Source organism: Frankia sp. Cppng1_Ct_nod, from assembly GCF_920656135.1.
Classification (GTDB): domain Bacteria; phylum Actinomycetota; class Actinomycetes; order Frankiales; family Frankiaceae; genus Protofrankia; species Protofrankia meridionalis.
The window spans coordinates 1-23974 of record NZ_CAKKTK010000041.1; the positions used below are offsets into that span (position 1 = coordinate 1).

Here is a 23974-nt window from a genome sequence, read left to right on the forward strand (position 1 = left end):
GGATGGCCGCGCTCGATGTGATCCAGGAGTCCATGGACGACAGTGGATTGCCCTACCAGGAGGCCAAGGGCGATGCCGCCTTCTACGGCCCGAAGATCGACTTCATCATCAAGAGCGCGATAGGCACCGAGTACGCGATCTCGACCAACCAGCTCGACTTCCTGGCGACCGAACGCTTCGGCCTCACCTACCGCGGCGAGGACGCCAAGGACTATCCGGTATATGTCATCCATAGAGCTCCCCTCGGTTCCCACGAACGGTTCATAGCCTTCCTCCTGGAACACTACAAGGGAGCCTTCCCTGTATGGCTGGCCCCCGTCCAGGTCGTGGTGATCCCGGTATCCGAGAAGTTCACCTCCTACGCCGCACAGGTTTACGACCGTCTCATGTCGAGTCCGGTACGCAACGGCAGCCTTGGATTCAGGGTCGAGCTTGACGCGACTTCGGACCGAATGCAGAAGAAGGTGCGGAACGCACTGGTCAGGAAGATCCCACTTGTGCTTGTGGTAGGCGGGGCGGAAGAAGCAGCCGAATCAGTGGCTCTCCGAACCCGCAGTGGCGCGGACCTCGGTCAGGTCGGTCTGAGCGAGTTTATCGATGTGTTGCGCGCCGCCGTGGAGCAGCGCGATGACACGCCGTTCCAGCAGCACTTCGGCGGGGAATAGATCGGTCGCTCCCACCACCGACCGGTGACGACGCTGTTCCGCGCCACCCGTCAGTCGACGGCCTGGCTCGCTTCTGCCGAGCCAGGCCGGCACCGGACCGGTCTACCTGCCACCAAACCAGGGGCGCAGGTCAGACTGGCAGTGGTATCAGCAAGCGGCCGCAAGGGACGCGGAGTGTCGCCGCAGGGAAGAAGCTCGCGCCCGAGCGTATGAGCGTGCCACGTCAGAACCTGTCGATCCAGTTCCTCCACCAGCCGACATGTCCACGGTTAGGCGGGCAAGCCGGTAGCCGGGGGCGCCTGCTCCTATGAACAGCTGGCGGATCTTGCTGTGAGATCGGGGAAAATCGATCAGGCTTGTGGGTATTACGAACAGGATCTGGCGATTGCCGGGAGCCTGGCTGAGGCCGACCCGGTCAATGCCGGCAAGCAGCGGGACGTCATGATCTCACTTCTCCAGCTGGGCCGGCTGCTGTCCGGGACGGACGACCGCGAGCGCGGCAGGATGATGGTGAGTGAGGCTGCGGAGATCGCACGGCGGATCGGTGTCGACCTCGGCCTTTCCGGAAACCCGGCCCGGGACGCCGACCCCGGCGATCAGCCGGTCCGGCGTCGGCGTTGGCCTTTCGGCAGGCGTAGTTCTTGATGATCAAGATGGCGGCCTGTCGGAGCACCACCTGAAACCGCCGTTGATCCCTTACGCCCCATAACGTCATGGAGAACGGAAGGGTAGGGACTGACTGCTGCCGCGTACTTCAACGGGGCCAGGACGTCCTGGCGTTCGAGGTAGGGATAGTCGGCCAGAACCTCGGTGACGGACTATCTAGAAGATCTTGGCGAGAGTGCGCGGTCCGAGTTTTCGGCGATCGACGGTGTGTGGGCCCGTGGGTCCGGGCCCGCACGAGGTCAGTCCTCGGGGATCTCCTCCCACCACTGGCACCACCAGTCGCCGCCGACGAGTATCCGCAGCTTCGGGTGCCAGCAGTAGGTGATGTCCTTGTCGGTGTCGAGGTAGTACAGGCAGTTGTCGCACCGCTCGTCGCCGTTGGGTTTGCCACGCAGGATCGCGTCCTCGGCGAGATGACCGAGCTTCACGCTCAGCTCCTCGTCGATGGGCTTCGGCTCCGGCGCGCCGACGTCGTAGACGGGGGTGGTCTCGCTCAACTGGTTCCTCTCGGGCTGATGTTCTCGGTCTGGCAGTGTGACGTGCGACTGCGAACAGGCGCACAGGGCGCACAGGGCGTGCGGGAACCGCCCGGCACCTGACGAGATTGTCGGTCACTCTCCCGGTAGATGGCGAACCAGGTCGGTTCGGCGCGCCGCGGGCTCCTCAAGCCCGGACCTGCCCGGTAACGTCGGTGGGTGCGTATCGCGAGGTTCACAGATGGGACGGAACCGGCCTTCGGGATCGTGGAGGGGTCGGTCGGACGCGGTGAGGCCGCCGTGGCCACGATCACCCCCCATCCGTTCGGCGCGTTCAGTTTCACCGGCGCCCGGCATTCGCTCGGCGACGTGCGGCTGCTTGCGCCGGTTCTGCCCAGCAAGGTGCTGTGCGTCGGCAAGAACTATGCCGATCATGTCCGGGAGATGGGTGGGGACGCACCTTCGGGCAGTCCGATCCTGTTCCTGAAGCCGTCGACGAGTGTGATCGGCCCGGGTGACCCGATCGGGCTTCCCGCCGACAGTGAGCGGGTCGACTACGAGGGCGAGCTCGCGATCGTCATCGGGCGCCTGTGCCGGGACGTCCCGGTGGAACGGGCCCTCGACGTCGTCTTCGGGTACACCTGCGCGAACGACGTCACCGCTCGTGATCAGCAGCAGGCGGACGGTCAGTGGATCCGCGCCAAGGGCCATGACACGTTCTGTCCGGTCGGGCCGTGGATCGAGACCGACCTCGACGCCTCCGACCTGGCGATCCGTACCACCCTCGACGGTGACCTGCGGCAGGACTCCCGGACGAAGCTGCTGCTCCACGACGTCCCGTCGCTCATCGCGTACATGTCGGCGGCGATGACACTCCTGCCCGGGGACGTGCTGCTGACGGGGACGCCGGCCGGGGTGGGTCCGATGCGCCCCGGTCAGACCGTGGCTGTCACGGTCGAGGGGATCGGCACCCTCACCAACCCGGTCGTGGCGCGCTGACACGCGGCCCGGTCGCGGCGGGTCACCGGCCTGCCCGTCGCTCGGATGCGGTACAGTAGGGCTCGCCCGAGAGGGCGACCTTGGGGTATGGGGTAATTGGCAGCCCAACGGATTCTGGTTCCGTTAGTCTAGGTTCGAGTCCTGGTACCCCAGCTCAGATAGATCTCACTGTAGAGTGAGGTTCATCTGAACAGATAGGCACAGCTGGCCCCGTCGTCTAGTGGCCTAGGACGCCGCCCTCTCAAGGCGGTAGCGCCGGTTCGAATCCGGTCGGGGCTACACCAGCTGGACCAGTACAGAAGGCTCCCTGACCAGGAAGATCAGGTCAGGGAGCCTTCGTCGTCCAGATGTTTTTATAGCGGTGATCGCTAGCCGGAGTTTCCTGGCCGGAGGGTCGCGGGATCATCAGGCCCGGGATCCTCCGCGTCGTCCTTCCAAGTTTGCGATCAGCGGACAACCGTGAGACGGGGAAATGACGCGGGGTGGCGTGCCATCGCGCACTCCCGGCAGCTGCACGAGCTCGGGCCGCCGCGTCCGTGCACGATCTCACCCGGCTCGCCTCCGGTAGCCACAAGTCGAAGCTGAGGGCGTAGCCCGACGTGGGCCGCGACCCGGTTCGCCCGGTCCGGGGTCGCCGTTGCATCGGGGGCGCAGGCCGGGTCGTTCGTCGGTGCGACCGGCTGCGTGACGGGCGCGAGAGCGGTGGCGGGGATGGCGCAGGGTAGATCGACGGCGGTCGCGGCACTTGCGGCGGTCAAGGTCACAGGGGGCACGGTGTCCTCCTCACCGGGTGGCCGTCCGAAGACCACCTCGCGGACCACAGCCTGTCGAAGGCCGTACCAATAGGCCATGCCCCTTTGAGCCTGTTACCGACTGGTAAAGATGGTCTAGTCACGGGTAGGCATGCTCGCCATGTCACACCATCCTTGACGGCCATGGTGCGTCCGGATCCGATCGGTGGAGGATGACGCGGATGTCCACCGCGGCCCCCATTCCCGACCGTGCGCGGCGTCGCCACGGGAGTGTGCGAGCCGGCCGGGTCCATCGTGCTGAACGGACGCTTCCAGGTGATCGCACCGGTCCCGATTCCGCGGCCGGTGCCGAAAAGATCGGCGGCGGTTCCTGGGGGTGGGTCCCGCATGGGCGGGGTCTGCCCACGGAGGACTGGGTCGCCCGTCACCGGCTCCTTGCCTGGATCCTCACCCTTCACATCCCGGTCATCATCGCCTACGCCTCGTACGAGAAGTTCGGGGTCGGGGAGGGCCTCGCCTCGGCCTGCCCACCTGCGCTGCTGCTCGGCGCGGCCGTCGTCCCGGGCATCCGCCGGTTGCGGGCGCTCGCGGCCAGCCTCGGTCTGCTGTGCAGCTCCGTGGTGCTGGTGCACCTCTCACACGGACAGACCGAGATGCACTTCCACTTCTTCGTGGTGGTGGCGCTGATAGCCCTCTATGAGGACTGGGCGGTCTACCTGCTGGCCATCGCGTTCGTGTTCGGGGCGAACGGCGCGGTAGGGGACCGGATCCTCGCCAACAACCCGCCCGAGTCGCCCTGGGCATTCGCCGCGGTCAGCGCGGCGTTCATCTGTGCGCTGGCAGCCGCGCAAGTGATCTTCTGGCATTTCAACGAGCAGTCCCGTCGCCGGGCCGAGCACTACCGGTCCCAGCTCTACGAGGGTCAGCAGAGCCTGATGGCCCGGCTTGAGGAGACCGACCGCATCCGCAGTGACCTTGTCGCCACGGTCTCGCACGAGTTCCGGACGCCCCTGACCGGCATCCGCGGGACCCTGCTGACGATCAAACGTCGACGGGACAGGATGTCGCCGGCGCAGCTCGACGACATGCTCGACTCGGCCGTCAACTACTCCGACCGGCTGTCTCGGCTGCTGGAGAACATGCTGACGGCCGCGACCGCGACCGGTACGGAGGAGGACACCGTCGCGGACCTCCCCGAGGTCGTCAACGAGGTGCTGGCGACCCTGGCCTACTCCCCGGCGACCGCGGCGAACGTGAGCATCGACGTGCCGCCCCAGCTGTCCGTGCGGATGGCCCGTCAGGCCCTGCACCAGGTGGTGGCGAACCTCGTCGACAACGCCCTGGTGCACTCATGGCCCGGCGCCCCGGTCCGGCTCATCGCCGGCCGGGTGGGGGACGAGGTGGTTCTGCGGGTCCGCAACCCGGGCCCGGACCTCGATCCGGCCACGATCCGCCAGCTGTTCGAACCGTTCACCCAGCGGGACGGCACCGCGACCCGGGAGACCGACGGGGCCGGCATGGGCCTGTATGTCGTTCGACGCCTGGTCGAGGTCCATGGCGGGCGGCTGCGGATGTCGTCCGAGGACGGAGAAATCATCGTCGAGGTCGACATGTGGGCGGCGGTGCCTCGTCCGCTCGCCGCTGATCCCCAGTCGATGCCGGGCAACTGGATGGGTTTCGGCGGTCGGCCGGCGCTCGGCGGCCCGTCCCACACGCTGCCCATCGCGCGGGCGCTCGACCAGAGCGTGCAGCCGGGTCTACGGGCCGCGCCGATCTGGACGGACCGTTCGCTGCCGATCGACCGGTCCGGCTGATCAGCAGTTGTTCGCCTGCAACTTGAGGTTGACCGGCTGAGAAGTCCCGTAGCTGGTGCCCGAGGCGGGTGCCTGGGTGACGACGGTCCCCGTCGACTTGGAGCCGAGGCATTCGTACACGTACGGGATGTTGGAGAAGCCGAGCCCCTTGAGCGTCTTCGCCGCGTCATCCAGCGTCATCCCGACGACATTCGCCACTGTCGCGCAGTTGTTGGCCTGCAGGTACAGGTGCACCGGCGCGGTCAGGGCGGTCCGCGTCCCCGCGGCGGGGTCCTGACGCACCACGTTGCCGACGTTCGGTGACCGGTAGCAGTCATACTCGTAGGGGACGTTGCTGAAGCCGGCGTTGCGCAGGGTCGTGGTGGCATTGTCCAGCACCATGTCCCGCACGTTCGGCACTGGCGCGGCGCGCACCGGGTTCGCTGTGGACGGTGCCGCGGACGCCGCCGGGGCGCTGCCCGGGCCGGCCGGTCCGGGGCCGCCCTGGGCGGGGCCAGGCGCGGGATCGGATACCGGCGGGGAGAGCGTGGACGTGGGGTCCACCGTCGTGGCGGCGGGCGCGGGCCCGAGGGCGGCACCGGCGGGTGTCCCCGGGGGCGGCGTCGGGACATTCACCGCGGACGGGCGACCGGGCGAGTCGTCCCCGCCGTCGCCGAGGCCCGCGGCCAGAGCCCATGATCCGAGTCCGGCGAGCAGGACAGCCGCGACCACCGCCGCGATCGTCACCCGGGCACGGGCGGTCCATGCCGGTGCGCGGGTCCGAACCGGTGGGATCGGCACCCCGGTCGGCGGTGCGGTCGGCGGTGCGGCGGACGATCCGGCAGGCAGGGCGCCTGGCAGCGGGGTCTGGTGGGCGACAAGGGTCCGGAGCTGGTCCGGTTCGTATTCGGCTGGGCCGGCCGGTAGCGGGGGCGTCGCGTGGGGTCCGCTCACGTCCGGCCGCGCTGGTACGTCGGGGATGAACGGCTTCATTCGGGCGGTGTCGGCGTCCCTGCCGACCGCGGGTGGCGGCACCGGCGGGGCGTCCGGCACGGCGGTGGAAGCCGGGGACAGCATGGTCGGCACGTCGTCCACCTCCGTGGACCGACCAGGCGGGAGCGCGGCGGCAAGTACCGCTCGGGCCGCCTGCGCGCTCGCGGGCCGGTCGGTGGGACGTTTGGCGAGCAGCCGGCGCAGCGCGTCCCACAGCGGCTCGGAGAGACCGTCGATGGGTGGGGGAGCGTCGAACGCGTGGGCCCGCAGCATCGCGATCGGGTTCGGCGCGGTGAAAGGCGGCCGGCCGGCGAGCAGTTCGTAGAGCACGACCCCGGCGCCGTACAGGTCGGCGGCGGCGCTCGCCGGGGTGTGCTCGGCCAGCTCCGGTGCCATGTACATGGGCGTGCCGATCGCACCGCTGAGCCGGGTCACGGACGGCCCGTGGGTGAGCCGGGCGATACCGAAGTCGGTCAGCATCGCCCGCGGGCCGCCGGGGCCGGTGGCGTCGACCATGATGTTCGCCGGCTTGACGTCGCGATGGACGACACCGGCTTCGTGGACGACGGCCAGGGCGGTCAGTACCTGGCTGACCAGCTCGACCGCCTCGGCATCGGGCAGGCTGCCATGCTGGCGGAGATACCCGCGCAGGTCGACCCCGTCGACGAGGTCCATGACGATCGCGAGGGTGTTGCCCTCGGCCACGATGTCGCGGACCTTCACCAGGTGCGGGTCGTCGAAGGCGAGCAGCACCCGGCGCTCGCGCAGGAACCGGTCGACGATCTCCGGGTCGTCGGCCAGCTCGGGCCGCAGCACCTTCACGGCAACCAGCCCATGGTCACCGGTACCGTCGTCGACCCGTTCGCCTCGCCAGACCTCGCCGCTGGCACCCCGTCCGAGGGGTTCGTGCAGGACGTACCGGGAACCCAGTCTCCGCATCGTCCGTAATCCCCCCTGCGGGCATATATCCACTGGTGACCTGGACCTTATGACGTGCCCGAGGGAGCGGAACAGGCGGCACCGGCGGCACCGGCGATCAGGGGTCCAGCAATTGGGCCGGCCGCCCGGTGGGTCGGGCGGCGAGCCGCTCGGCGGCAGCGACGACGGCGGCGCCGTGGCGACGGCCGGGGGAGCGGGTGAGGCGTTCCACCGGCCCGGACAGCGACAGCGCCGCAATGACCCGGCCGTCCGCGTCCCGTACCGGGGCGGATACCGACGCGAGCCCGGCCTCGCGTTCACCGACGCTCTCCGCCCAGCCGCGGCGTCGCACCCGATCCAGGGCGGACGCGTCGAAGGCCGCGCCCACCGGCGTGATCCCACCGGTCCCCGCTCCCGCTCCAGGGTCCGGGAGCGGGAGCGGGGTATCGGCGAAGGCGAGCAGTACCTGCGCACCCGAACCAGCCGTCATCGGCAGCGTGGAGCCCACCGGGACGGTGTCGCGCAGCCCGCTGGCGCGTTCGGCCGCGGCCACGCACACCCGTACCTCCCCGTGCCGCACGTAGAGCTGGCTGCTTTCGCCGGTTGCGTCCCGCAGCTCCGCCAGCACCGGTCTCGCCGCGGCCACCAGCGCCCACGGCAGTGGCACCGCGCCGCCCGCGGCAAGGCGGGGGCCGGGGACGAACCGGCCGTCCGGGTCCCGTCCGACCAGGCGGTGTACCTCGAGCGCGACCGCGAGCCGGTGTGCGGTAGCCCGACTGAGCCCCGTACGGGCAACCAGCTCGCCGAGGGACACCGGACCCGTTTCCACCGCGTTCAGCACGGCAGCCGCCTTGTCCAGGACACCGACTCCGCTAAGCTGTTCCACAAGCTGATACTGCCATCCCAATCCATGGGATGTACAACATGCGGGATGTCGGGGATCAGCGGTCCGTACCGCACCTCCGCCGCCCGGGTCACCGCGTCGGGACGGGCGGTGCCGCAACCCGAATCCGAAGTCATCCGAACCGAAGCGACCTGAAGGAGTGGGCCATGGGGCGCACACTCACGGAGAAGGTCTGGGACGCTCACGTCGTCCGGCGTGTCGACGACGAACCCGACCTGCTGTACATCGACCTGCATCTCGTCCACGAGGTGACCAGCCCGCAGGCGTTCGAGGCGCTGCGGTTGGCCGGCCGACCCCTGCGCCGTCCGGACCTGACCATTGCCACCGAGGACCACAACGTCCCGACGACCGACACGCTGCTCCCGATAGCCGACCCGGTGTCGGCCGCCCAGGTCGAGGCGCTGCGCAAGAACTGCGCCGACTTCGGTGTCCGGCTGCACCCGATGAACGACCCCGGCCAGGGCATCGTTCACGTGGTCGGCCCGCAGCTGGGCCTGACCCAGCCCGGCATGACGATCGTCTGTGGGGACAGTCACACCTCCACCCACGGCGCGTTCGGCGCGCTCGCGTTCGGCATCGGCACCAGCCAGGTCGAGCACGTGCTGGCCACCCAGACGCTGCCGCAACGCCCGCCGAAGACCATGGCTGTCACCGTGGACGGGCCGCTGCCGGCGGGCGTCACCGCCAAGGACCTCATCCTCGCGATCATCGCCCGGATCGGCACCGGCGGCGGCCAGGGACATGTCATCGAATACCGCGGTGAGGCCGTCCGCGCGTTGTCGATGGAAGGCCGCATGACGGTCTGCAACATGTCCATCGAGGCGGGCGCACGCGCCGGCATGGTCGCCCCCGACGACATGACCTTCGCTCACCTGCGGGGGCGCCCCCACGCGCCGGCCGGGGCCGACTGGGACGCCGCCGTCGCCTACTGGCGGACGCTCGTCACCGACGACGACGCCGTCTTCGACCGCGAGGTTGTTCTCGACGCCGCCGGGCTGAGCCCGTTCGTGACCTGGGGTACCAACCCCGGGCAGGGCGCGCCGCTGTCGTCCAGGGTCCCCGACCCGGCCGACTACGCCGATCCGGCCGCCCGCGCATCGGTCGAACGGGCCCTGGCCTACATGGCGCTCACGCCCGGTACGCCCCTGCGCGACGTCCCCGTCGACACCGTGTTCATCGGTTCCTGCACCAACGGGCGCATCGAGGACCTGCGGGCCGCCGCGGACATCCTGCGCGGCCGCCGGATTGCCGGCGGGCTGCGGGTGCTCGTGGTCCCGGGTTCGATGACGGTGAAGGCGGACGCCGAGGCCGAAGGGCTCGACGAGGTCTTCCGCGCCGCCGGGGCCGAATGGCGTAGCGCCGGCTGCTCGATGTGCCTGGGGATGAACCCGGACACCCTGCGTCCCGGGGAGCGCAGCGCGTCGACGTCCAACCGCAACTTCGAGGGGCGCCAGGGGCCGGGCGGACGTACCCACCTGGTCTCGCCCGCCGTGGCCGCCGCAACCGCGGTCACCGGACGCCTGACCGCGCCCGCCGACCTGTGACACCCGAGCTCCGATCGCCGAGCTCCGTCCCCTGAGCTCTCGCCCGTGAGTTCTCCGATACCCGACGATGAAGGGAGCGCATCCGGATGGAGGCGTTCACCACGCACACCGGCCGGGCGGTGCCGCTGCGGCGCAGCGACGTCGACACCGACCAGATCATCCCCAGTGACTGGCTCAAGCGGATCGAACGCACCGGGTTCGGCGCCGGCCTGTTCTCTGAGTGGCGGGCCGACCCCGGGTTCGTCCTGAACGACCCGGCCTACGCCGGCGCCACGATCCTGCTCGCCGGCCCGGACTTCGGTACCGGCTCGTCGCGCGAGCATGCTGTCTGGGCTCTGCAGGACCATGGTTTCAAAGCCGTGATCTCGGCCCGGTTCGCCGACATCTTCCGTGGCAACGCCCTGGGTAACGGGCTCCTGCCCGTCGAGTTGCCGGCCGGGACGGTCGAGGCGCTGACGGATCGGGTGGAGGCCGATCCCACCGTCGAGATCACCGTTGACCTGGACCGCCGCGAGGTTCGGGCACCCGGGCTCGTCGCCGGCTTCGACATCGACGATTTCACCCGCTGGCGGCTCATGGAGGGGCTGGACGACGTGGGTCTGACGATGCGTCAGCAGGAGGCCATCGCGGCCTTCGAGACCACCCGACCTGCCTGGCTGCCCACCACTCGGTGAGGTCCGCGGTCGGGTCCGGGGCGCTCCCATCGGCGACATTATGATCAAAAAAAGTTTCCGAATGTGACGAACAGTGTCCGATCGGGGGATCGTCGTTCATCCACCCAGTGGCCTCAGATGATCTAGAACGGTCGCTGACGTGCATGTTTGTGTTGCGCGACACGCGCATGGGAATTGCCCTAACCGGTGGACATGCCTACGGTGCAGCGCAGTGTGATGCCCGATCTGCTCCCTACCCCGCGCCTGCAAGGGGCGTCCGGAGGTTGTTGTGAACAAGTCCCAGTTGGTTGATCGCATCGCCCAGCAGATCGAGGGCGGGCGATCGAACGCGACCAAAGCCGTCGATGCGGTGTTCGAGGCGATCCAGGAGGCCGTGTCCGCCGGTGAGAAGGTAACGATCACCGGCTTCGGTGTCTTCGAGCGTGTCGAGCGGGCGGCCCGTACCGGCCGCAACCCGGCCACGGGCGAGCCGGTGCATGTGGCCGCCTCGGTCGTGCCGAAGTTCCGGCCCGGCTCGGAGTTCAAAGCCAGCGTGTCCGCCGGCGAGGAGTAGGACCCAGGGTTCCTGGTCCTCTCCGGCGGGTGTCGACCGTGGGCCGCGGTGTGCTCACGGTCGACACGACGCAGCTCACCCGTGCGCCTGGCGCAGGGTCCGGCTCATCAGGTCGGTCTGGTAGTCCGACAGCGGCTCGTGGTCGGGGCCGGTCGGACGCCGGTACCAGGTGCCGTCCGGCTGCAGGATCCATGCGGCCACGCCGTCCGAGAACGCGTGGTCGAGCATGGCCTTCAACGGTCCCTGCCGGGACGGCTGCGGCACGCGCACCAGTGCCTCGATCCGACGGTCGAGGTTGCGGTGCATCATGTCCGCGCTGCCGATCCAGCACTCCTCGAGCGAGGCGAATTCCAACACCCTGCTGTGCTCCAGGAAACGGCCCAGGATCGACCGGACGTGCACCGTCTCCGACAGGCCGGGGACCCCCGGCCGCAGCGCGCAGATCCCGCGGACGAGGCACTTCACGGGCACCCCCTCGCGGGATGCCCGGTACAGCGCGTCGATGACCTCCTCGTCGACAAGGCTGTTGATCTTGATGCGGATCCCGGACACCCGACCCTCACGGGCGGCCGCGGACTCCCGCTCGATGCGTTCGATGATCCCGTCCCGCATGTGCTGGGGGGCGACCAGCAGGGAGCGGTACTCGGTCTGGCGGCTGTAGCCGGTCAGCACGTTGAACAGGTCGGTGACGTCGGCGCCGACGTCCGGGTCCGCGGTGAGCAGGCCGAGGTCCTCGTACAGGCGGGCCGTCTTCGGGTTGTAGTTGCCCGTCCCGATGTGGCAGTACCGGCGCAACCCCCCGCGTTCCTGCCGGACCACCAGGCAGGTCTTGCAGTGGGTCTTCAGCCCGATCAGCCCGTACACCACATGGCAGCCCGCGCGTTCCAGCTCGCGTGCCCACCGGATGTTCGCGGTCTCGTCGAACCTTGCCTTGATCTCCACGAGGACGACGACCTGCTTGCCCGCCTCGGCCGCGGAGACCAGCGCGTCGACGATGGGGGAGTCTCCCGAGGTGCGGTACAGCGTCTGCTTGATGGCCAGGACTTGGGGGTCGGCCGCGGCCTGTTCGATGAAGCGCTGCACCGACGTGGTGAACGAGTCGTAGGGATGGTGCACGAGAACGTCGCCTTCGCGCAGCGCCGCGAAGAAGTCGGGCTGTTCCCCCTCGGAGGCGGCGAGCCGCGGGTGTGTCCCGCGCACGTGCGGGGGGTCCTTGAGTTCCGAGCGGTCGAGGTCGTAGAGCGCCCACAGCACGGACAGGTCGAGTAGTCCGCCGACCCGCATGACCTCGCGGTGGGTGACCTCCAGCTCCCGCATGAGGAGATCGAGCAGGTCGGCGTCGATGTCATCGGCCACCTCGAGGCGGACGGCCGGGCCGAACCGGCGGCGGGCCAGTTCGCGTTCGAGGGCCTGCAGCAGGTCCTCGGCCTCGTCCTCCTCGACCTCCAGATCGGCGTTGCGGGTCACCCGGAACAGGTGGGCATCGACCACCTCCATGCCCGGAAAGAGCTGCGAGAGATGCGCGGCGATCACCTCTTCCAGCGGGACGAAGCAGACCTCGCGGTCGTCGGACTCCTTGCCGCGCAAGACGTAGCGGCCGTCGTCGCGCAGCGCGTGGTCGGGGTCGACCCGGATGAGCCGGGGCACGTTCTGCGGCACCTTCACCCGGGCGAACCGGTCACCGTCCCCCCCCGGGTCACGGACGGTTACAGCAAGGTTGAGGGACAGCCCGCTGATGTAGGGGAACGGATGCGCCGGGTCGACCGCAAGCGGGGTGAGCACGGGGAAGACCTGCTGGTGGAAGTAGCGGTGCAGGCGCTCCTGCTGCCCGTCGGTCAGCTCGCTCCACAACCGGATCGTGATTCCCGTGTCCGCCAGGGCAGGCCCGACGTCCTCGGTAAAACACCGTGAGTGACGCTCGCAGAGGTCGGCCGCGGTCCGGCTGATCAGGTCGAGCTGCTCACGGGAGGTGAGGCCGTCAGCGGAGAGCGCCGCGAGACGGGTCGCCTCGCGGCGCATCAGGCCGGCGACCCGTACCATGTAAAATTCGTCAAGATTGCTGGCGAATATAGCCAGAAACTTAGCGCGTTCAAGTAGCGGCGTCGTCGGATCCTCGGCCAGTGCCAGCACCCGTGCGTTGAAGTCCAGCCAGGACTTCTCGCGGTTGATGAACCGGTCCTCGGGAAGATCGGAGGGGATCGGTTGCCGGGGCGCCTCCAGCGGCTCAAGCAGGCCGCTCCGCGGTTTACGCTGCGGCTGTTCGGATCGGTTCACCACCAGCTCGGTCATGCCCTCGATGGTGCCAGCCTCGTTGGACGCAGGTAGGCGCGTGCGATGATTAGGATTCGCACAACGCGTCCGGGTCGGCCGGCCGATGAACATCGGACGTAACGATCGCGAAATGCTGCTGAGCGAATATCGCAGCATGGAGGAAACACGGAGAGGCTGGTAGGTGACATGGCCGAGGTCTGTCGGTGACGCCCCGGTCGGCAGCGGCGAAGGTCATGGCGGACGCTGTGCCACCGGCCGCCGTCGAGGCCTTCGACCCTGTGAACTCGGCTGCAGCATCGGTAACGTACCGCATCCGCCAGCAGTTCAGTTACGCCTACGACGGTCCGGCCCACCAGCTGGTGCACAGGCTTGTCGTGGTTCCTGCGCGTCGGCACGGCGATCAGGTGTTACGTGCTTTTCATCTCGCCGTGTCGGATCCGGCGGCCACCGTTACGTGGGAGCGCACCACTGACGGCTCCCGGGCCGCGGTGGTGAAACTCGACACGGTTGCGCCCCGGCTGGACTTCGACATCACGGTTGTGGTCGAACGCGTCGCGGTGGGCGGACCGCCGCGACTGCCCGCGTCCGCGCTCACCGGCCGCCGGCTGCTCACGCCGACTCCGCTTACGACACCGGACCCCACCATGATCGAGCTGGCTCGGACGCTGGCCGTCCCCGACCCTCTCGAGACCGCGCTGCGCTGCTGCTCCTGGGTACACCGGAAGATCGAATACGCCGACGGAGCCACGGACATCACAACCACCGCGGCGCAGGCGCTTGCCGGAGGCCGTGGGGTCTGCCAGGACCACGCGCATGTCCTGCTGGCTCTCTGCCGCGCCGCGGGCGTGCCGGCACGGTACGTCTCCGGCCACATGATCGGTGAGGGTGCCTCGCACGCCTGGGTCGAGGTGATTGTTCCCGAGGGTGTGGCACGGGCGTTCCACAGCGGTGGGTCCGGCGGTCCGGGCGACGGGGGGATCCTCACTGTTTCCGGGACTGGCGGTGAGCACGGCAGGAGCCCGGGCGGGGCCGCGGCGTGCGCGGTTGCGCTCGACCCGTGCCACGACCGTCCGACCGACCGGCGTTATGTCACCGTGGCCGTCGGCCGGGACTATCACGAGGTGACGCCGACCTCCGGCTGGTACGCCGGTCCGGGCCGCGGCGCCCTCACAACGACACAGCGTGTCGACATCATAGGTTTCGAGCCCACGGCCACCGACTGAAGCCAACGGACGCCACCGGAGCCTGGACAGAGGCTGGATCAGCCGGCGGCGGACGGTCCGGCGGCGGACGGTCCGGCGGCGAGGACCTGGCGCGTCCGGGGCCCGACGCCGAGGCTCACCGCCTCCCGCAGGTCGTCGAGCGTGTCAACGTCGCGCCGCAGCCCACGGACCGACTCACCCAGCTGCGCGGTCAGGTCCCGGGCACCCGAACCGACATGGGCGGCGCGGCTCGCCGGTCCGAACTGTGGGCGCAGCGGGGTACCCGGCGCGGCGGCGAGCAGGACGGTGCCGGTACCCGTCGCGTCCGAGACCAGTGCCCGGCCCCTGCTGGGCGCGGCCAGCAGGGCCGCCTGAAGCTCGGACGGGCGCAGCGCCGCGAGGTCGGCGGACAGCGCCGCGACCCCGGTGCCGGGCCACCGGTGCACGGCCACGGCCGCACCGTGCGCCAACGCCGCGTTGAGACCCGCGTCGGGCACGTCCGGGACGACGATGACGTGGGGGTGGGTGTCACGGTCACCGCAGGTGCCCTCGGTCGACTGGTCCACGCCGCGTAGGTGGACCATCCTCGTCCGCGCCTCGTCGTCGTTCGTCACGACGATCACGGCCGCGACCACGTCCCGGTCGATGCCGCTGGCCGCGGCCACCGTGTCCTGTGCCATCGCAAGCGCGAGCGCGGTGCGGTCCGGGTGGGCGAGCCGGCTCTTCGCCGCCGCGAGGAGCTTGATCGGCACAACCACCACCCAGCCGGCCCCGGTGGTCACTCGGCCGTCATTTCGGTGACAGCCGTCATTTCGGTGACAGCGCGGACATCACGGCCCGACTCTATGGCACCTGCCGCGGGTCGGTTCCGGCCGGATGGGGAACACGGCCGGACGCGCCCGGCGGCCTTCTCGACAGTCTTTGCGTGGCTGAGCAAGACTCCTGCGACGTGAAGCGAGCTGAACGTCCCCGGGTCCCCAGTACGTCGGCGGTCATCATCGGGTTGCGCTCGCGGCTTGGAGCCGGGGCGGGCTGGACCGGGGCCGGCGGGGGATCCGTATGACGAGGGCGGCTGTTCTCTGCGCCGGATCCTGGGGGACGGTCTTCGCCAAGGTGCTCGCCGACGCAGGAGCGGCAGTCACGTTGCTGGCACGTGAGCCCGACATCGTCACCGCCATCAACCACTCCCATGCCAACCCCGGCTACGCGCCCGGACTGGTGCTGCCCGACCGGGTCAGCGCCACCCTGGACGCCGCGGAGGCGCTACGGGATGCCGACTTCGTCGTGCTCGCGGTGCCATCCCAGGTCCTGCGTGGATGCCTGGCCCGGTGGGCCCCGCTGGTGCCGCCGTCCGCCACCTACGTGAGCCTCATGAAGGGCATCGAGCTCGGGTCCTGCCGCCGGATGAGCGAGGTGATCCGGGAGGTCACCGGCGCGAGCCCGGAGCGGGTCGCGGTCGTCAGCGGACCGAACCTCGCCTGTGAGATCGCGGCCGAGTACCCGGCGGCCACGGTCGTCGCCAGTGTCCGCGAGCAGACAGCGATCGACCTACAGGCGGCATGCGCGACGCCCTACCTGCGTCCCTACACCAACCTGGATGTAGTCGGATGCGAGCTTGCCGGCGCGGTCAAGAACGTCATCGCCCTTGCCGCCGGCATGGCCGAGGGAATGGGGTTCGGCACCAACACGTCCGCGTCCCTGATCACCCGGGGGTTGGCCGAGACGGCCCGGCTCGGCGTGGCCCTGGGCGCCGACCCGTCGACGTTCGCGGGCCTCGCGGGCCTGGGCGACCTCGTGGCCACCTGCTCGTCACCGCTGTCGCGCAACCGCACCTTCGGGGAGAAGCTCGGCCGGGGCATGACGCTGGAACAGGTCAACACCCAGCAGCGCCAGGTTGCCGAGGGTGTCCGCTCCTGCCGTCCCATCCTGTCGCTGGCCCGGTCGCTGGGCGTCCACATGCCCATCACCGAGCAGGTCGAGCGGGTCATCCACGAGGGTCTCGCCCCGATGGACGCGGTGAAGGAACTCATGAGCCGGGAACCCGGCCGCGAGTACCACGGACCCGCTACCTGAGCCGGCCTCGGGCCGGGGCCGGTCCGGCGGACGGCCGCGCCCGCAGCCATGGCGATGGCGGCGTGGGGTTCACCGTGGTGCGGCCGGCGATCCGTTAGGGTCCCGTCATGCCTGGCTCCCCGCGCAGGACCCGACTCGCCGTCCTCTACGGCGGGCGCAGCACCGAACATGCGATCTCGTGCGTGTCGGCCGGAAGCGTCCTTCGGGTCGTGGACCGCAGGCGTTATGACGTCGTCGCGATCGGTATCGCCCCGAACGGTCGGTGGGTGCTCGGCTCGGGCGATCCAGCCGAGCTTGAGGTCCGGGCCGGCGTCCTGCCCGAAGTGGACGGCACCGGGATGCCGGTGGCGCTGCCTGCTGACCCCACCGCGGGCGGCCTGACGGTTCTCGTCCCGGCGAGGTCACCGCTGGCCCCTGGCGCTGTCGATCCGGACGCTGTCGACCTCGGTGACGTTCTCGGTGACGTCGACGTGGTGTTCCCGCTGCTGCACGGGCCGTTCGGGGAGGACGGCACCGTGCAGGGGCTGCTGGAGATGGCAGGCGTTCCGTACGTCGGCTCGGGAGTGTTCGCCAGCGCCGCGGCCATGGACAAGCAGCACATGAAGACCCTGCTCGCGGCTGCGGGGCTACCGGTCGGACCCAGCGTGGTGCTACGCGGGGGGCAGACCCTCGCGGAGCCCGACCGAGAACGCCTGGGCCTGCCCGTGTTCGTCAAACCGGCGCGGGGTGGTTCCAGCATCGGCATCAGCAGGGTGGACGCCTGGGACGACCTGGAGACCGCGCTGAAGGCGGCCCGTGCCGCCGATCCGAAGGTGCTGGTCGAGGCGGCGGTCGACGGCCGCGAGATCGAATGCGGGGTGCTGGACACCCTGGACGGTCGCGGCCCGGAGGCCAGCCTGCCCGCCGAGGTGACGGTGACCTCGGCGGCCGGGTTCTACGACTTCGAGGCCAAGTACCTGTCGGACGCGGCCCGGCTCGACGTCCCGGCGGACATCTCGGGCAATGCCGCCGCGCGGGTCCGCGAGATCGCCGTGCGGGCCTTCCAGGCCCTGGACTGCGCGGGCCTCGCGCGGGTGGACATGTTCCTGTGCCCGGACGGTTCGATCGTGGTCAACGAGGTGAACACGATGCCCGGGTTCACTCCGACCTCGATGTTCCCGCGGATGTGGGATGCGACCGGGCTGGACTACCCCGCGCTGGTGGACCGGCTGATCTCTCTTGCCGTGCGCCGAGGCACCGGGCTGCGCTGACCGGACCCGGACCCGGCCATCCGGCCATCCGGTCGGGCGATCGGGTGGCGGCCCGGTCAGGGCACTGTGGACGTGGTCGCGTCGAGGATCGGCCCGGCAAGCGTGGCGAGGACGTCGAACGCCTGCGTGGATGCCGGCAGGATGACCACGATCTGGGGACGTCGGGTCGGGGTGGAGTAACGGACCGTGTTTCCCCGGTCCTCGGTGAACCAGCCGACATCGTCGACGACCGAGAGGGTCACGTCCGGCCGGTAGCTGGGAGCGACCCCGGGAACCCCGCAGGACAGCACCGCCGGCGGGGAGCCCCAGGCCGCGACGAACGGTGACGCCGGTCTGATCCTGCGGCGGGCGAGGTCCGTTCCCAGGGATGACGGCAGTGCCGCGGTGAGTTTCAGACAGGCTGAACGGTCCGCGCCGGACGGGTCGGGCGGTGCATTGACCGCGACCGGTTTGGACGAGCCGCCGCATCCGGTGAGTAAAATCACACCGACAACGACCAAAGCCCGGATGGTGGCCGGGATGGAGATCCTGGCCACCATGCGGATGGGCGGGTGTCGGTTCGGGTGGCGCACAGAACCCGCGGTCCGTCGGCTGGTTAGAAGTGGACCACCGGACAGGTCAGTGTCCGGGTGATGCCGTCGACCGCCTGAACCCGTGACATAACCAGTTTCCCCAGTTCATCGACGCTAGCCGCCTCGGCTCGCACGATCACGTCGTAGGGGCCGGTGACGTCCTCTGCCTGGGTGACGCCGGGGATCTGTTCGATCTCCTTGGCCACCGAGGAGGACTTTCCAACCTCAGTTTGGATGAGGATGTACGCGTGGACCACAGACGCTCCCTCGTCGGACGTCGACAACCCGTCTCGCAGAACAACGGGCCGACAGAAGGTAACAGGCAATCGGCCCTCGTGAGTGTTTCTGATGCAGGGGAATTTGGTCTAATCGCCCGAGTGGTATCCCGCCTGGGGTCGCCGGCCCCGCCTGCCGGCCCCGGAGACGACGCCGCGGTGGTCCCCACACCTTCTGGTTCTGTGATTGTCACCACAGACCTTCTGGTGGAAGGTCGGCATTTCCGGTTCGACTGGTCCTCCCCCTACGACATCGGGCGGAAGGCCGCCGCGCAGAGCCTCGCGGACGTGGCAGCCATGGGAGCCATCCCCACCGCCCTGCTCCTGGGCCTGGCCTGCCCGCCGTCCACCCCGATCGAGGTTGTCGACGGCATCGCGGACGGCCTGCGCGACGAGTGCGCGCTGGTCGGCGCGGTCGTGGTCGGAGGGGACATGGTCAGCGCGAGCGAGGTCTGCCTCGCGGTGACCGCGCTCGGGGACCTGGCGGGGCGTGCCCCGCTGACACGAGCCGGGGCGCGGCCAGGGGAGTCGATCGTGCTCGCCGGCACGGTGGGCCGCTCCGCCGCCGGTCTCGACCTGCTGCTCTCGGGGGTGCGGGACGGGCCGCTGGTGGACGCTCACCGCCGTCCGTCGCCACCGTACCGGGCGGGGCCGGCCCTGGCTCGGGCGGGCGCGAGCGCGCTGATGGACGTCAGCGACGGGCTGCTCGCCGATCTCGGGCATCTGGCCACCGCGTCCGGGGTGGTGTGCGAGGTGGACGCGGACGCGCTGCGTGCGCTCGTCCCCGGCGTCGCCGTGCGGCACCTGCTGACCGGCGGAGAGGACCATGGGCTCGTTGGGACGATGCCGGCGGGCGCTGACCTGCCCGAAAGCGTGGCCGTGATCGGCCGGGTGCTGGCCGCAGCCCCGCCCGAGCGGCGGGGCGGTGTGCGGGTCGTGGGGGAGGGGGTGCCGCCGGATCCCGGTGGGGGCGTACCACGTGGTTGGGAGCATTTCCGCGCCTGACGAGGCGTTCGCCTGCGCGCATAGCGTGGCGGTCATGACCCCGCCCCGTGTGCTGACGATCGCCGGCTCCGACTCCGGCGGGGGCGCTGGCATCCAGGCGGACCTCAAGACCATGCTGGTTCTCGGCGTCCACGGGATGAGCGCCCTGACCGCGGTCACCGCGCAGAACTCGCTGGGTGTGCAGGGGGTGTGGGAACTGCCCGCCGATGCCGTCCGGGCGCAGATCCGCGCGGTCGTGGACGACATCGGTGTCGACGCGGTGAAAACCGGGATGCTCTCCTCGTCACGGATCGTTTCGTTGGTGGCGGCCGAGCTCGCCGGTGTCGGTGTTCCGGTCGTCGTCGACCCGGTCGGGGTGTCGAAGCATGGTGATCCGCTGCTGGCATCCGAGGCGGTCGAGACCGTGCGAACGCTGCTGCTGCCGGTGGCGACGGTGGCAACCCCGAACCTGGACGAGGTGAAGCTGCTCACCGGCATCGACGTGCGGACCGAGGACGGTATGCATGACGGTGCCCGCGCCGTGCTGGCCCTCGGGCCACGCTGGGTCCTGGTGAAAGGGGGTCACCTGCGCGGTGACGCCGTGGACCTGCTTACCGACGGCCGCGAGACGCTCCTGTTCCGGGCATCGCGGTACGACAACCGTCATACCCATGGCACGGGCTGCACGCTTGCGTCCGCGGTCGCGGCGTTCCTGGCCGGTGGGATGGAGGTTCCCGATGCCGTGCGTGCGGCCAAGGAGTACGTCACCGGTGCGGTGATCGCGGGCTTCCCGCTCGGCTCCGGTATCGGGCCGGTCGACCACGGTTGGCGCTGGCGGTAGGGCCGCCGCCAGCGCCAACCGTCACGCCCGGGTGACCTTGCCGGCCTTGATGCAGGAGGTGCACACCTTGAGGCGCTTCGGCGTCTTGCCGATCAGCGCATGCACGGTCTGGATGTTGGGGTTCCAGCGCCGCGGTGTGCGCCGGTGGGAGTGGGAGACCGACATGCCGAAGCCCGGCCCCTTGCCGCAGACGTCACACACCGAAGACACGAGAACACTCCGCCAGAAGATAGTAATGATCATGCCGCGTCCGCGGCAGTTCCCCCGAGGCTACCTCAGGACGCGGCGGGACCGTTCGGCGCCGGCCTGTGAGACACCTGGGTGGGTTTCGCGGGATGTGCCCGGTGGGCCGGTTCAGCCGAACACCAGCCGGTGCCTGCGGTTGTAGTGCCCGCGGAAAAGCCGCAGGGCGACGCGGTACAGCCGTGGTGCCTTGGCCGTGATCCGGCCGAGGTCCGCCGGGTCCACGGACCGGACGGTCGAGGGAACGAGCACCCACAGGTCCCGCAGCGGCAGGTCGCGGTCGGACAGTTTGTCCCACTGGTTGAAGTTCTCGGCCGACACATGGGCGCGGATCGCGGGGAAGGCGACCCGTTCCTCCTCGGCGATGTGTGTTTCGAGCATCTGGCTGAGCCGATGGGCGTTGTCCGCGAGGTCATCGCGTGCCGAGGTCGAGTCCGGATCGTCGACAAGGCGCCCGACGGCGGACCACAGCGCGTCGATGACCGGTGCGGCCTGCGCGTGCTCCCAGGTCAGCGGCGTCAGGTCGGGGCAGTCCGGCGCCGAGGCGGCCAGCAGCGGCCAGCCGATCTCGTCCTCGGTACGGTGGTGGCGGCGGAGGTCCCCGACGAACACCCGGGCGAACACCGCGAGCGTCCGGGCCTGTCCTGTCGTGTAGGGGATGCCTTCCTCGGCGAGTTTGCGGCCGAGGTCGGCCAGCTCACCGGCTTCCCGGAGCAGTGCCCGGTGAGCGAGGTGGTAGAGCTCAAGGTCTGGTTCGGGATCGCCGGGTCGACGTGGCCGGACGGGGAACGGTAAGCCGGTCGGGCCTGGGTCCAGACCCTGCTCCGGACGCTCACTCGAACCCTGCTCCTGGTCTGGACCCGGACTGGTCGGTGGCATGGAAAGCAGCCTTTCGTCGTCGACTGGTTGCGACCATGATGGGTGTTGCGCGTGCCTTCCGGCTGTCGGTCGGCGTTTTTCCGGACAGGCACGAACGGGCGTGTGTCGAACTGTCGGTGTCTTCGGGCAGGATCAGGGCCGTGGTCGATCAGACGACACGGCTTCGGGACGTGGTGGGCGCGCAGACCGCCACCGTGCTCGCTGACGCCCTCGAGTTGGAGACCGTCGGTGACCTGCTCGGGCATCTCCCACGGCGTTACCACGAACGCGGTGAGCTGACCGATGTGGGGAACCTGACGGTAGGGGAGGTCGTGACCGTCCAGGCGCGGGTCGTCAGTGCCCAGCGGCGCCAGTTCCGGGGTCGGGCACGCAACATGCTCACCGTCACCGTCACCGACGGTCGGCACAACCTCGCGTTGACGTTCTTCAACCAGGTCTGGCGTGAGCGGGAGCTACGTCCCGGGGTCACCGCGCTGTTCGCCGGCAAGGTGGAGGAGTTCCGCGGTCGGCGGCAGTTGACCAATCCTGAGGTCGCGCTCCTCGACGAGGAGATTCCCGGGACTTTCGAGATTTTCGGGACTCCTGAGATTTCCGAGGCGGCCCGGTCATCGGGTGCCCGGGAGGGCCGGGAGAGCTTCGCCGGTGCTCTTGTCCCGATCTACCCGGCGGCAGCGAAGATCGCGAGTTGGACGATCGGCAGGTGTCTGCGGATCGTCCTCGACGTGCTGACCGACGTCGAGGACCCGCTGCCACCCGACATCCGAAGCCGCCACCGGCTGGTGAGCCTGCTGGAGGCCTACCGGCTCGTCCACCAGCCGTCCTCGTGGGCCGACGTCACCCGCGGTCGCGCGCGGCTGAAGTGGGACGAGGCGCTCGTCCTACAGGTCGCGCTCGCGCAGCGCCGGGCGGATGTCGAGAAGATCAGGGCGACGCCGCGGCACCCGAAGCCGGACGGCCTGCTGGCCGCATTCGACGGGACCCTGCCTTTTCCGCTCACCGCGGGGCAGCACGCGGTCGGTGAGACGATCGCGGCCGAGATCGCCCGACCGTTCCCGATGCACCGGCTGCTTCAGGGCGAGGTCGGTTCCGGCAAGACGGTGGTGGCGTTGCGGGCGATGCTCGCGGCGGTGGACGCCGGTGGCCAGGCGGTGCTGCTGGCGCCCACTGAGACGCTGGCGGCCCAGCATCTGCGTAGCCTGCGTGACCTGCTCGGTCCGCTGGGCCGGGCCGGGGAGCTGGACGCGAGCCCTGAAGCCACCAGGGTCGTACTGGTGACGGGTTCCCTCGGGGCGAAGGCGCGGCGTGAGGCGCTTGCCTCCGCGGCGGACGGCAGCGCGGGTCTGGTCGTGGGCACGCACGCGCTGCTGGAGGAGTCGGTGGCATTTCGCGATCTTGCTTTGGTGGTCGTCGACGAGCAGCACCGTTTCGGAGTGGAACAGCGGGACGCGCTGCGGTCCCGGTCCGATCATCCGCCGCACCTGTTGGTGATGACGGCCACGCCGATCCCGCGGACGGTCGCGATGACCGTCTTCGGTGATCTTGAGGTGTCCACGCTGACCGAACTGCCCGCCGGCCGCTCCCCGATCTCCACGTTTGTGGTGCCCGCGGCGAACGAGACCTGGACCGATCGGATGTGGGGCCGTATCCGGGACGAGGTTGCCAAGGGCCACCAGGCCTACGTCGTCTGCCCGCGGATCGGTGGGGACGCAGCCACGGAGGACTCCGACACTGCCTGCGCGGGTCCGGACGGCGTGGGTCCGAACGACGCGGCGCCGACCGGCGTGGGTCCGAACGACGTAGGTCCGACCGGCCGTCGGCCGGGGATGCCGCCGGGCGCCGCCGTCCTCGACGTGCTGCCCCGGCTGCGCGACACCGAACTCGAGGGCCTACGGGTCGAGGCGCTGCACGGTCGGCTGCACCCGGACGACAAGGACCAGATCATGACCAGGTTCGCCGCGGGGGATCTCGACGTTCTCGTGGCCACCACGGTGATCGAGGTCGGGGTCAACGTCCCGAACGCGACCGTGATGGTCGTGGCGGATGCCGACCGTTTCGGCGTCTCCCAGCTGCACCAGCTGCGGGGCAGGGTCGGTCGGGGCAGCGCGCCAGGGTGGTGCCTGCTGCACACCGACGCCGAGCACGCAACGCCCGCGTGGGAGCGTCTCGCCGCGGTGGCGGCCACCTCGGACGGTGCCGAGCTCGCACGGTTGGACCTCGCGCAACGGCGCGAGGGCGATGTGCTCGGCGCGGCCCAGTCCGGCGGCCGGCGGTCCCTGCGCCTGCTGGAGCTACTCAAGGACGAGGAGCTGATCCGCTGTGCACGGGACGAGGCAACGGCCCTTGTCTCGGTCGACCCGCGGTTGTCGACACAGCCGGCCCTGGCCCGGGCGCTTGCGGTCACGCTCGACGAAACCAGGGCCGCGTATCTGGAAAAGGGCTGATCAGGA

23 protein-coding genes and 2 tRNA genes are annotated in these 23974 nt (G+C 69.9%); 15 read left to right on the forward strand and 10 right to left on the reverse strand.

Annotated elements, in window-relative coordinates; all coding sequences use genetic code 11:
* A partial coding sequence (locus NBW77_RS13135) for a His/Gly/Thr/Pro-type tRNA ligase C-terminal domain-containing protein (protein ID WP_250279788.1) occupies nt 1-665 on the forward strand: 665 nt, incomplete at its 5' end.
* Between the two features lie 330 nt (nt 666-995).
* Nucleotides 996-1310 carry a hypothetical protein gene (locus tag NBW77_RS13140; RefSeq protein WP_131748018.1) on the forward strand — a complete coding sequence of 105 codons (315 nt, stop codon included), beginning with the start codon at nt 996-998 and terminating at the stop codon, nt 1308-1310.
* Between the two features lie 260 nt (nt 1311-1570).
* On the opposite strand, the gene NBW77_RS13145 is transcribed toward NBW77_RS13140, so the two are convergent.
* Nucleotides 1571-1828: a hypothetical protein gene (locus tag NBW77_RS13145; RefSeq protein WP_131748016.1), complete on the reverse strand. Its 258-nt coding sequence runs from the start codon at nt 1826-1828 to the stop codon at nt 1571-1573.
* A gap of 198 nt (nt 1829-2026) precedes the next feature.
* Between NBW77_RS13145 and NBW77_RS13150 the strand changes: the two genes are divergently transcribed.
* The 3 genes from NBW77_RS13150 (at nt 2027) to NBW77_RS13160 (ending at nt 3085) form a co-directional block, all read left to right on the forward strand.
* Nucleotides 2027-2806, forward strand: a complete 780-nt coding sequence (locus tag NBW77_RS13150; RefSeq protein ID WP_131748014.1) for a fumarylacetoacetate hydrolase family protein — start codon at nt 2027-2029, stop codon at nt 2804-2806.
* An 81-nt stretch (nt 2807-2887) separates the two neighbouring features.
* Nucleotides 2888-2959 (forward strand) — tRNA-Gln (locus NBW77_RS13155).
* Nucleotides 2960-3012: 53 nt separating this feature from the next.
* Nucleotides 3013-3085: transfer RNA gene (locus NBW77_RS13160), tRNA-Glu, on the forward strand.
* A gap of 167 nt (nt 3086-3252) precedes the next feature.
* On the opposite strand, the gene NBW77_RS13165 is transcribed toward NBW77_RS13160, so the two are convergent.
* Complete coding sequence (locus tag NBW77_RS13165; RefSeq protein ID WP_131748012.1) at nt 3253-3579, reverse strand: hypothetical protein; 327 nt, start codon at nt 3577-3579, stop codon at nt 3253-3255.
* A gap of 200 nt (nt 3580-3779) precedes the next feature.
* On the opposite strand from NBW77_RS13165, the gene NBW77_RS13170 reads away from it, so the two are divergent.
* Entirely contained in the window at nt 3780-5372 is a 1593-nt protein-coding gene (locus tag NBW77_RS13170) for a sensor histidine kinase (protein ID WP_250279789.1), read from the forward strand.
* On the opposite strand, the gene NBW77_RS13175 is transcribed toward NBW77_RS13170, so the two are convergent.
* Both NBW77_RS13175 and NBW77_RS13180 read right to left on the reverse strand, forming a co-directional pair.
* Nucleotides 5373-7283 (reverse strand): serine/threonine-protein kinase, encoded by a 1911-nt coding sequence (locus NBW77_RS13175; RefSeq protein ID WP_250279790.1) that lies wholly within the window; start codon nt 7281-7283, stop codon nt 5373-5375. It lies immediately after the preceding gene.
* Nucleotides 7284-7380: 97 nt separating this feature from the next.
* Nucleotides 7381-8148: an IclR family transcriptional regulator gene (locus NBW77_RS13180; protein WP_131748008.1), complete on the reverse strand. Its 768-nt coding sequence runs from the start codon at nt 8146-8148 to the stop codon at nt 7381-7383.
* Nucleotides 8149-8312: 164 nt separating this feature from the next.
* Here NBW77_RS13180 and leuC point away from each other — a divergent pair, with 164 nt between their 5' ends.
* From leuC to NBW77_RS13195, 3 genes are all read left to right on the forward strand, one after another.
* Nucleotides 8313-9710 carry a 3-isopropylmalate dehydratase large subunit gene (gene leuC / locus NBW77_RS13185; protein WP_131748006.1) on the forward strand — a complete coding sequence of 466 codons (1398 nt, stop codon included), beginning with the start codon at nt 8313-8315 and terminating at the stop codon, nt 9708-9710.
* 86 nt (nt 9711-9796) lie between these two features.
* Complete coding sequence (gene leuD, locus NBW77_RS13190; RefSeq protein ID WP_131748004.1) at nt 9797-10384, forward strand: 3-isopropylmalate dehydratase small subunit; 588 nt, start codon at nt 9797-9799, stop codon at nt 10382-10384.
* Between the two features lie 268 nt (nt 10385-10652).
* A complete protein-coding gene (locus tag NBW77_RS13195; RefSeq protein ID WP_131748002.1) occupies nt 10653-10937 on the forward strand; it encodes an HU family DNA-binding protein in 285 nt (94 codons plus the stop codon).
* Between the two features lie 75 nt (nt 10938-11012).
* Here the strand turns inward: NBW77_RS13195 and NBW77_RS13200 are convergent, their stop codons facing one another.
* Nucleotides 11013-13226 carry an RNA degradosome polyphosphate kinase gene (locus NBW77_RS13200; protein ID WP_250279791.1) on the reverse strand — a complete coding sequence of 738 codons (2214 nt, stop codon included), beginning with the start codon at nt 13224-13226 and terminating at the stop codon, nt 11013-11015.
* A 215-nt stretch (nt 13227-13441) separates the two neighbouring features.
* On the opposite strand from NBW77_RS13200, the gene NBW77_RS13205 reads away from it, so the two are divergent.
* Complete coding sequence (locus NBW77_RS13205; RefSeq protein WP_131748150.1) at nt 13442-14431, forward strand: transglutaminase family protein; 990 nt, start codon at nt 13442-13444, stop codon at nt 14429-14431.
* 38 nt (nt 14432-14469) lie between these two features.
* On the opposite strand, the gene cofC is transcribed toward NBW77_RS13205, so the two are convergent.
* Nucleotides 14470-15192 carry a 2-phospho-L-lactate guanylyltransferase gene (gene cofC, locus NBW77_RS13210; RefSeq protein WP_242606029.1) on the reverse strand — a complete coding sequence of 241 codons (723 nt, stop codon included), beginning with the start codon at nt 15190-15192 and terminating at the stop codon, nt 14470-14472.
* 277 nt (nt 15193-15469) lie between these two features.
* Here cofC and NBW77_RS13215 point away from each other — a divergent pair, with 277 nt between their 5' ends.
* Both NBW77_RS13215 and NBW77_RS13220 read left to right on the forward strand, forming a co-directional pair.
* On the forward strand, nt 15470-16483 hold the full coding sequence (locus NBW77_RS13215) for an NAD(P)H-dependent glycerol-3-phosphate dehydrogenase (protein WP_131748000.1): 1014 nt from the start codon (nt 15470-15472) through the stop codon (nt 16481-16483).
* 107 nt (nt 16484-16590) lie between these two features.
* Nucleotides 16591-17733, forward strand: coding sequence for a D-alanine--D-alanine ligase family protein (locus NBW77_RS13220; RefSeq protein WP_131747998.1), 1143 nt, complete (start codon nt 16591-16593; stop codon nt 17731-17733).
* A gap of 56 nt (nt 17734-17789) precedes the next feature.
* Here the strand turns inward: NBW77_RS13220 and NBW77_RS13225 are convergent, their stop codons facing one another.
* Together NBW77_RS13225 and NBW77_RS13230 are read right to left on the reverse strand one after the other, a co-directional pair.
* Nucleotides 17790-18305 (reverse strand): DUF3515 family protein, encoded by a 516-nt coding sequence (locus tag NBW77_RS13225; RefSeq protein WP_242606028.1) that lies wholly within the window; start codon nt 18303-18305, stop codon nt 17790-17792.
* A 23-nt stretch (nt 18306-18328) separates the two neighbouring features.
* The gene (locus NBW77_RS13230) at nt 18329-18562 is read right to left on the reverse strand and encodes an Lrp/AsnC family transcriptional regulator (protein WP_131747996.1); all 234 of its coding nucleotides are present in this window, start codon (nt 18560-18562) and stop codon (nt 18329-18331) included.
* A gap of 78 nt (nt 18563-18640) precedes the next feature.
* Between NBW77_RS13230 and NBW77_RS13235 the strand changes: the two genes are divergently transcribed.
* A complete protein-coding gene (locus tag NBW77_RS13235) occupies nt 18641-19585 on the forward strand; it encodes a thiamine-phosphate kinase (protein ID WP_131747993.1) in 945 nt (314 codons plus the stop codon).
* A gap of 34 nt (nt 19586-19619) precedes the next feature.
* Nucleotides 19620-20405 carry a bifunctional hydroxymethylpyrimidine kinase/phosphomethylpyrimidine kinase gene (gene thiD, locus NBW77_RS13240; RefSeq protein WP_131748144.1) on the forward strand — a complete coding sequence of 262 codons (786 nt, stop codon included), beginning with the start codon at nt 19620-19622 and terminating at the stop codon, nt 20403-20405.
* 21 nt (nt 20406-20426) lie between these two features.
* On the opposite strand, the gene rpmB is transcribed toward thiD, so the two are convergent.
* Nucleotides 20427-20615 carry a 50S ribosomal protein L28 gene (rpmB, locus tag NBW77_RS13245; RefSeq protein ID WP_131748142.1) on the reverse strand — a complete coding sequence of 63 codons (189 nt, stop codon included), beginning with the start codon at nt 20613-20615 and terminating at the stop codon, nt 20427-20429.
* Nucleotides 20616-20759: 144 nt separating this feature from the next.
* Nucleotides 20760-21527, reverse strand: coding sequence for a hemerythrin domain-containing protein (locus tag NBW77_RS13250; protein WP_131747992.1), 768 nt, complete (start codon nt 21525-21527; stop codon nt 20760-20762).
* Between the two features lie 140 nt (nt 21528-21667).
* On the opposite strand from NBW77_RS13250, the gene recG reads away from it, so the two are divergent.
* Entirely contained in the window at nt 21668-23968 is a 2301-nt protein-coding gene (recG, locus tag NBW77_RS13255; RefSeq protein ID WP_131748140.1) for an ATP-dependent DNA helicase RecG, read from the forward strand.
* Nucleotides 23969-23974: the final 6 nt, after the last annotated feature.

What these genes read in the sequence shown, in the direction of transcription:
- NBW77_RS13170 (WP_250279789.1), top strand. Translation starts at nt 3,780, where the DNA reads ATGTCCACCGCGGCCCCCATTCCCGACCGTGCGCGGCGTCGCCACGGG.
- NBW77_RS13175 (WP_250279790.1), bottom strand. Translation starts at nt 7,283, where the DNA reads ATGCGGAGACTGGGTTCCCGGTACGTCCTGCACGAACCCCTCGGACGG.
- leuC (WP_131748006.1), top strand. Translation starts at nt 8,313, where the DNA reads ATGGGGCGCACACTCACGGAGAAGGTCTGGGACGCTCACGTCGTCCGG.
- leuD (WP_131748004.1), top strand. Translation starts at nt 9,797, where the DNA reads ATGGAGGCGTTCACCACGCACACCGGCCGGGCGGTGCCGCTGCGGCGC.
- NBW77_RS13200 (WP_250279791.1), bottom strand. Translation starts at nt 13,226, where the DNA reads ATGACCGAGCTGGTGGTGAACCGATCCGAACAGCCGCAGCGTAAACCG.
- NBW77_RS13205 (WP_131748150.1), top strand. Translation starts at nt 13,442, where the DNA reads ATGGCGGACGCTGTGCCACCGGCCGCCGTCGAGGCCTTCGACCCTGTG.
- NBW77_RS13215 (WP_131748000.1), top strand. Translation starts at nt 15,470, where the DNA reads ATGACGAGGGCGGCTGTTCTCTGCGCCGGATCCTGGGGGACGGTCTTC.
- NBW77_RS13220 (WP_131747998.1), top strand. Translation starts at nt 16,591, where the DNA reads ATGCCTGGCTCCCCGCGCAGGACCCGACTCGCCGTCCTCTACGGCGGG.
- thiD (WP_131748144.1), top strand. Translation starts at nt 19,620, where the DNA reads ATGACCCCGCCCCGTGTGCTGACGATCGCCGGCTCCGACTCCGGCGGG.
- NBW77_RS13250 (WP_131747992.1), bottom strand. Translation starts at nt 21,527, where the DNA reads ATGCCACCGACCAGTCCGGGTCCAGACCAGGAGCAGGGTTCGAGTGAG.